This is a genomic window from Teichococcus aerofrigidensis (assembly GCF_054073225.1).
The window spans coordinates 1-7,182 of record NZ_JBSXMU010000142.1; the positions used below are offsets into that span (position 1 = coordinate 1).

Annotated in this window: 8 protein-coding genes and 1 pseudogene; 7 read left to right on the forward strand and 2 right to left on the reverse strand. The window is 73.6% G+C overall.

Annotated elements, in window-relative coordinates; translation table 11 throughout:
- Window positions 1-210: pseudogene (locus tag ACVMLK_RS18645) on the reverse strand (hypothetical protein); the annotation flags it as partial.
- A gap of 294 nt (window positions 211-504) precedes the next feature.
- Here ACVMLK_RS18645 and ACVMLK_RS18650 point away from each other — a divergent pair.
- A complete protein-coding gene (locus ACVMLK_RS18650; RefSeq protein ID WP_457487249.1) occupies window positions 505-1,509 on the forward strand; it encodes a Bug family tripartite tricarboxylate transporter substrate binding protein in 1,005 nt (334 codons plus the stop codon).
- Window positions 1,510-1,670: 161 nt separating this feature from the next.
- Entirely contained in the window at window positions 1,671-3,548 is a 1,878-nt protein-coding gene (locus ACVMLK_RS18655) for an ABC-F family ATP-binding cassette domain-containing protein (RefSeq protein WP_457487250.1), read from the forward strand.
- A gap of 9 nt (window positions 3,549-3,557) precedes the next feature.
- On the opposite strand, the gene ACVMLK_RS18660 is transcribed toward ACVMLK_RS18655, so the two are convergent.
- Window positions 3,558-3,875, reverse strand: coding sequence for a hypothetical protein (locus ACVMLK_RS18660; RefSeq protein WP_457487251.1), 318 nt, complete (start codon window positions 3,873-3,875; stop codon window positions 3,558-3,560).
- A gap of 128 nt (window positions 3,876-4,003) precedes the next feature.
- Between ACVMLK_RS18660 and ACVMLK_RS18665 the strand changes: the two genes are divergently transcribed.
- The 5 genes from ACVMLK_RS18665 to purQ all read left to right on the forward strand — a co-directional run bounded on the left by ACVMLK_RS18665 (window position 4,004) and on the right by purQ (window position 7,120).
- The gene (locus ACVMLK_RS18665; protein ID WP_198366213.1) at window positions 4,004-4,999 is read left to right on the forward strand and encodes a Bug family tripartite tricarboxylate transporter substrate binding protein; all 996 of its coding nucleotides are present in this window, start codon (window positions 4,004-4,006) and stop codon (window positions 4,997-4,999) included.
- 108 nt (window positions 5,000-5,107) lie between these two features.
- The gene (gene purC, locus ACVMLK_RS18670) at window positions 5,108-5,872 is read left to right on the forward strand and encodes a phosphoribosylaminoimidazolesuccinocarboxamide synthase (protein WP_198366212.1); all 765 of its coding nucleotides are present in this window, start codon (window positions 5,108-5,110) and stop codon (window positions 5,870-5,872) included.
- A complete protein-coding gene (purS, locus tag ACVMLK_RS18675; RefSeq protein WP_198366211.1) occupies window positions 5,869-6,108 on the forward strand; it encodes a phosphoribosylformylglycinamidine synthase subunit PurS in 240 nt (79 codons plus the stop codon). Before purC ends, purS begins: the two co-directional genes overlap by 4 nt.
- 21 nt (window positions 6,109-6,129) lie before the next feature.
- Window positions 6,130-6,378, forward strand: coding sequence for a hypothetical protein (locus tag ACVMLK_RS18680; RefSeq protein WP_198366210.1), 249 nt, complete (start codon window positions 6,130-6,132; stop codon window positions 6,376-6,378).
- A 43-nt stretch (window positions 6,379-6,421) separates the two neighbouring features.
- Entirely contained in the window at window positions 6,422-7,120 is a 699-nt protein-coding gene (gene purQ / locus ACVMLK_RS18685; protein WP_198366209.1) for a phosphoribosylformylglycinamidine synthase subunit PurQ, read from the forward strand.
- The last annotated feature ends 62 nt before the right edge of the window (window positions 7,121-7,182 follow it).

The following is a 7,182-nucleotide window of genomic DNA, read 5'->3' on the forward strand; positions in this document are numbered from 1 at the left end:
GCCCGGCACCGGCTCGAAGACCACCGCGACCTCCCGCGCCGGTGCCGGGGGCGGCAGTTCCTCGCGCTCCAGGCCGAACAGCAGGACGGCGACCAGCCCGGCATGCAGCAGCAGCGAGACCAGCAGGCCCGGCCCCAGGCGAGGCAGACCACGCCGGGGCAGACCGCGCCGGCGCGGTCCGGCGGGCGGGCGGGCGGCGGTCAGCTCCATGCGCGGGGATCGGGGAGGAACGGCAGCAGCAAGGGGTCGGGCGATCCTGTCAGCCACGCCGGCACCGGGCGCGCGGGCGGACCCTAGAGCAAATCCGGCCGGGCCGGAACGCCCGGGGCCGGGCCGCGGCCGGACTGAAACACGGCGTCACGCGGGCAGGGGCCGCCGTGGCCGGTCGGGTGGCGGGCCCCGGGTCCAATGCCATGGCGGTTGCGGCCCATCCATGGCTAAGCTGCCCGGGTCAATCAGGGGCGAGCCGATGCAGCCGCCCCGGACCTGGGAGAACCACCGAGAATGACGCGACGTCCGATGCTGGCGGCGCTGCTGGGCCTCTGCGCCCTGGCCGCGCCCCTCCACCCCGCCCTGGCCTTCCCGGACCGGCCGATCAGCCTCGTCACCGGCTATGCCCCCGGCGGCTCCACCGATATCGCGGCCCGCCTGCTGGCCGACCGGCTTGGCCACACCCTGGCCGGCCCCTCGGGCGAGCCGGCGCGTGTGGTGGTGGAGAACCGCCCCGGCGCCGCCGGCGTCGTCGCCAGCGAATGGCTCCGCCGGCAGTCGCCGGACGGCTACACCATCATGCTGGTCGAATCCGGCTCGCACGGCATCGCCCCCTCCGCCCTGGTCGGCGGCACGCGCTACGACCCGGTGAAGGACTTCACCCAGCTCGCCGTGCTCGGCACCGGGCCGCTCGTCGTCATCGCCAACAACGACTTCCCGCCGCGCGACGCGAAAAGCCTGCTCGCCACCCTGCGCGAGGCGAAGCCCGAGAGCATCACCTACGCCTCCTCCGGCGTCGGCACGCCGAACCACCTGACCTCGGAGATGCTGGCGATCACCCTCGGCACGCGCTTCGTCCACGTGCCCTACCGCAGCGGCGGGCAGCAGGTGCAGGCGATCCACCAGGGCCAGGGGCAATGGGGCGTCGCGGTGCTGGCCTCGGCCGCCGGGCAGATCCGCGGCGGGCTGGTGCGGCCGCTGGCGCTGACCTCGCCGGAGCGCTTCCCCACCTTCCCCGAGATCCCGACGCTCGCCGAGAGCGGCCTGCCGGGCTTCGACCTGCAGACCTGGAACGTCATCCTCGGCCCGCCCGACATGCCGGCGACGGTGGCCGGGCGGCTGAACCAGGCCATCAACGCCGCGCTGGCGGAGGAGGAGTTCCGCAACCGCCTGATCGACAACGGCGTCGCGCCCTGGCGGCAGGCGAACGGCCTGGCCGAGGCCCGCGCCTTCCTGGTGCGGGAGGTGGCGAAGTTCCAGGAGGTGGTGAAGCGGACCGGCGTCCGGCTGGAGCAATAGGGTCCGGCGCTCCCCTGGTGTCTCCCCTGGCATCTCCCCTGGCATCTCCCCTGGCGTCTCCCCTGGCGTCTCCCCTGGCTCCCTCGCCCGGAGGCAGCCATGCGGCGGCCGGGGGAACAGCCCGCTTCCGCCGCCCGGCCCCGATGCTCTAAACCCGCCGCATGACCGTCCTCGCCATCCGTGACCTGACCATCCGCATCGCCGGCCGCCCGCTGCTGGAGGGCGCCGGGCTGATGGTCGATCCCGGCCGCAAGATCGGCCTGGTCGGCCGCAACGGCGCCGGCAAGTCCACGCTGCTGCGCGCCATCACCGGCGAGCTGCAGCCCGATGGCGGCGAGATCCGCCTCGCCGCCCGGGCCCGCATGACGCATGTGGCGCAGGAGGCGCCGGGCGGGTCGCGGAGCCTGCTGGAGACCGTGCTCGCCGCCGACACCGAGCGCGCGGACCTGCTCGCGGCCTTGGAGAACGAGGCGGACGGCGCCCGGCTGGCCGAGATCCATGAGCGGCTGATCGCCATCCGCGCCGACAGCGCGCCCTCGCGCGCCGCCATCGTGCTCTCCGGCCTCGGCTTCGACGCCGCCGCCCAGGCGCGCGCCGTGGGCGAGTTCTCGGGCGGCTGGCGGATGCGCGTGGCGCTGGCTCAGGCGCTGTTCCTGGAGCCCGACCTGCTGCTGCTGGACGAGCCGACCAACCACCTCGACCTCGAGGCCACGATCTGGCTGGAGGGGTGGCTGGCGCGCTTCCCCGGCGCCGCCATCGTCGTCAGCCACGACCGCGGCCTGTTGCAGCGCTGCGTCGATTCCATCGCCCATCTCGACCGGCAGACGATCACCCTCTACCCCGGCGGCTTCGACAACTTCGTCCGCATCCGCACCGAGCGCGCCGCGCAGCTCGCCGCCCAGGCCGAGAAGGTGGCGGCGCAGCGCGCCCACATGCAGTCCTTCGTCGACCGCTTCCGCGCCAAGGCCACCAAGGCCCGCCAGGCGCAGTCGCGCCTCAAGGCGCTGGAGAAGCTGCCCGCGATCGAGACGGTGGTGGAGGACGCGCCCACCCGCTTCGCCTTCCCCGAGCCCTCCGAGCTGTCGCCGCCGATCCTCGGCCTCGAGGGCGTCACCATCGGCTATGACGGCCGGCCGGTGCTGCGCGGGCTGAACCTGCGGCTCGACCAGGAGGACCGGGTGGCGCTGCTCGGCGCCAATGGCAACGGCAAGTCCACGCTCGCCAAGCTGCTGGCCGGCCGGCTGGCGCCGATCGCGGGCGAGGTGCGGCGCGACCGGCGCCTGAAGGTCGGCTACTTCGCCCAGCACCAGTCGGAGGAGCTGGACCTCGCCGGCACGCCGCTCAGCCACATGCAGGCGGCGCTGGGGATGCAGGCGAGCGAGACCCAGTGCCGCGCCCAGCTCGCCCGCTTCGGCCTCGATGCCGAGCGGGCGACGACCCGGATCGGCGCACTCTCCGGCGGCGAGAAGGCGCGGCTGCTGCTGGCGCTCTGCACCCGCGAGGCGCCGCACCTGCTGATCCTCGACGAGCCGACCAACCACCTCGACATCGACGCGCGCGACGCGCTGGTGAAGGCGCTGGCCGGCTTCGGCGGCGCCGTGGTGCTGATCACCCACGACCCGGACATGGTGACGCTGGCGGCCGACCGGCTCTGGCTGGTGGCCGATGGCGGCGTCGCGCCCTTCGAGGGCGACCTCGACGACTACCGCGCGCATCTGGCGGAGCAGGCCCGCGCCGCGCGCCAGGGCGGCGCCGCCGAGCCCGCCGCCACGCGGCGCGACGAGCGGCGCGAGCGGGCCGAGAACCGCCAGGCCCTGGCGCCGCTGCGCCAGCGTGTCACCCGGATCGAGGCGGAGATGGCGAAGCTGCAGAAGGAGGCGGCGCTGCTGGAGAAGAAGCTCGGCGACCCCGCCACCTATGCCCGCTTCAGGGCCGAGGACATCGCCTGGGCCACGCAGCGCCAGGGCGCCATCGCCAAGCAGGTCGCGGCGCTGGAGGAGGAGTGGCTGGAGCTGCAGGAGAAGCTGGAGGCGGCGTGACGGCGCGCCTCAGTCCGCCTTCCGCAATTCGCCCAGGCGCACCGGCCCGTCCTCGCCGCTGAACACCGGCTCGCCGCCGGAGGCCTGCTGCACGCCGCTGATGCGCCGCCCGCCCGTGTCGTAGGCCTCGACGCGTCCCGCGCGCTCGATGAGCAGGCGCTTCCGGTCGGGGAAGACCGCATAGCGCAGCCCGTCCTGGCCGCCGCTGCTCGCGGGCTGCCCCAGCGCCTCGGGCCACCAGGCCTCGCTCCGCATGGGCTTCATCGGCTCCATCGGCTTCATGGGTTCCATCGGCTTCATCGGCTTCATCGGCTTCATCGGTTCCATGACCGGCCTCCTCTCGGGTGTGTTCGGGCTCGCCGGGTCAACGCGCGGGGTGGCGGAAGGTCACGGGCTTGACGCCGGGCGCGCGGCGCGCGACCTCGGGGGCAAGAGCGCAACCGGAACGTCCTGCCATGCAACGCCGCCATCTCCTCGCCCTCGGCCCCGCCGCCCTCGCCCTGCCGCCCGGCGCCGCCCGCGCCCAGGGGGCCGCCACCGGCCTGGCCAGCCGGCCCGCCCCGGGCAGTCCGCTGCGCATCATCGTGCCGGCCCCGCCGGGCGGCTCCACCGACATCCTGGCCCGCGCGCTGGTGGACAAGGCGCAGGCCACGCTGAACCGGCCCGTCGTGGTGGAGAACCGCGCCGGGGCCGGCGGCATCATCGGCACCGAGGCCGCCGCCCGCGCGGCGCCGGATGGCGACACGATCGTGCTCGGCCACAACCAGACCCATGCCGGCAACCAGGCGATGATGGCCCGCCTGCCCTATCACGTGGTCGACAGCTTCACGACCGTCTGCAAGCTGGCCACCGTGCACCACGCCCTGGTGGTGCCGGCCGGCGCGCCCGACCAGGACCTGGCCGGGCTCATCGCCCGCGGCCGGCGCGGGCGCCTGACCTACGCCTCCTCCCAGGCGGGCTCGGCCAGCCATGTCATCGCCGAGACGCTGGTGCGGCGGGAGGGCATGGAGGCAACCCACGTCCCCTATCGCGGCGCCGCCCCGGCGGCGACCGACACCGTCGCCGGCATCGTGGATTTCTACGTCGCCACCTTTCCCTCGGTCTCCGGCCTGGTGCGGGACGGGCGGCTGCGGGCGCTGGAGATCGGCGCCCCCGCCCGGCTGGCCGACTTCCCCGATGTGCCGACCGCGGCCGAGGCCGGCGCGCCCTTCCTCGCCGTCGATGCCTGGTTCGGCTTCTTCGCTCCCGCCGGGACGCCGGGCGAGGCGGTCGGCAGCATCGCCCGCGCCATGCTGGCCGCCCTGGCCGAGCCCGAGGTGGAGGCCCGGCTGCAGACGGCGGGCTTCACCGCCGACCCGCTGCTGCCCGCCCCCTTCGCGGAGTTCCAGCACGCCGAGGTGAAGCGATGGGCCGAGATGATCCGCCTGACCGGCGTGACCATGGAGGGCTGAGCCGCGGCTCCTTCCCGCCGGGGCGGTGGCGGCGGGCGCCACCCCCTGCTATAGGCGGGCCTTTCACCGCCAGCCCCCCGACCGGCGGATTAGAGGATTCCCGTGACCATGGCGCGACGCCGGCAACTCTATGAAGGTAAGGCCAAGGTCCTGTTCGAGGGCCCGGAGCCCGGCACGCTGGTGCAGTACTTCAAGGACGACGCCACCTCCGGCAACGGCACCAAGAAGGGCGTCATCACCGGCAAGGGCGTGCTGAACAACCGCATCAGCGAATACCTGATGACCCGGCTGGGCGAGATCGGCGTGCCGACCCACTTCATCCGCCGCCTGAACATGCGCGAGCAGCTGATCCGCGAGGTCGAGATGATCCCGCTGGAGGTGGTGGTGCGCAATGTCGCCGCCGGCAGCCTGTCGCAGCGCCTCGGCCTGCAGGAGGGCACCCGCCTGCCGCGCTCGATCATCGAGTACTATTACAAGAGCGAGGGGCTGAACCGCCCCATGGTGTCCGAGGAACACATCACCTGCTTCGGCTGGGCCGCCACCCAGGACCTCGACGACATGGTCGCGCTGACGCTGCGCATCAACGATTTCCTCTCCGGCCTCTTCCTCGGCACCGGCATCGCCCTGATCGACCTCAAGCTGGAATTCGGCCGGCTCTACGAGAATGACGAGCTGCGCATCGTGCTCGCCGACGAGATCAGCCCCGACAACTGCCGCCTGTGGGACGCCCGCACCGGCGAGAAGATGGACAAGGACCGCTTCCGCCGCGATCTCGGCAAGGTCGAGGAAGGCTATCAGGAAGTGGCCCGCCGCCTCGGCATCCTGCCCGAGGCGGGCGTGCGCGACATGAAGGGACCGGAGGTCATGCAGTGAAGGCGATCGTGACAGTCATGCCCAGGGCCGGCGTGCTCGACCCCGAGGGCAAGGCCATCGGCCACGCCCTCGGCACGCTGGGCTTCGGCGGCGTGGGCGAGGTGCGCACCGGCAAGATCATCGAGCTCGACCTGAGCGAGACCGACCCCGCCCGCGCCCGGGCCCAGGCCGAGGACATGGCCCGCCGCCTGCTGGCCAATACCGTCATCGAGAGCTTCCGCGTCGAGCTCGCCTGAGCCGGCGGGAGCGGCGCACCGATGATCAAGGCCTCCCTGCTGCTGATGCTGCTGCTCACCGTGCTGATCGGCATGGGGCTGCGCTGGCGGCAGGCCCGGGCCCCGCAGGTCGCCGCCGGGCAGGCCCGCCACGGCCGCCGCCGCGACCCTGGCCTGCTGGCCCGCTCCAAGGCCCGCATCGACCTCTGGGTGACCGCCGCGGCCATCGCCTCCGGCGTCACCATCCTGATCATGGGCGGGCTGCACTGGATCCGCGTCGCCCTGCAGTAGCCCGCCCCCGCAACCCCGCCCCCTCCCGCTCAAGGCCGCCGCCATGAACGCCGTCATCCTCCTCTTCCCCGGCACCAACCGCGAGCGCGACATGGCCATCGCGCTGGAGAAGGCCACGGGCCGCCGGCCCACCATCCTCTTCCACGCCGAGACCAGCCTGCCCGCCGGCACCGACCTCGTCGTGCTTCCCGGCGGCTTTTCCCACGGCGACTATCTGCGCTGCGGCGCCATGGCCGCCCGCTCCCCCATCATGCCCGCCGTCGCCGCCTTCGCCGCCCAGGGCGGCCATATCCTGGGCGTCTGCAACGGCTTCCAGATCCTGACCGAGGCGCAGCTCCTGCCCGGCGCGCTGCTGCGCAACGCCGCGCTCCGCTTCCTCTCGATGGACTGCACGCTCCGCGTCGAGACCAGCGCCAGCCCCTTCACCGGCCGCTGGCAGAAGGGCGCCACCTTCCGCGCCCCGATGGCGCATGGCGACGGCAACTACTTCGCCGATGACGCCACCCTTGAGGCGCTGGAGAAGGAGGACCGCGTCGCCTTCCGCTACGTGGACGAGGCCGGCGCGCCGACCGAGGCCGCCAACCGCAACGGCGCCCGCAACAACATCGCCGGCATCCTCAGCGAGAACCGGCGCATCCTCGGCATGATGCCGCATCCCGAGGACCTGGTGGACCCGCTGATGGGCGGCATTGATGGCCTGCCGCTCTTCGAGAGCATCGCGGACGCCTTCGCGCGGGCCTGAACTCCGGGGCCCTGGCCGGCGGCCCCCCCCCGCCGCCGTGCTGCTCTGGAAGCACGAGCTGA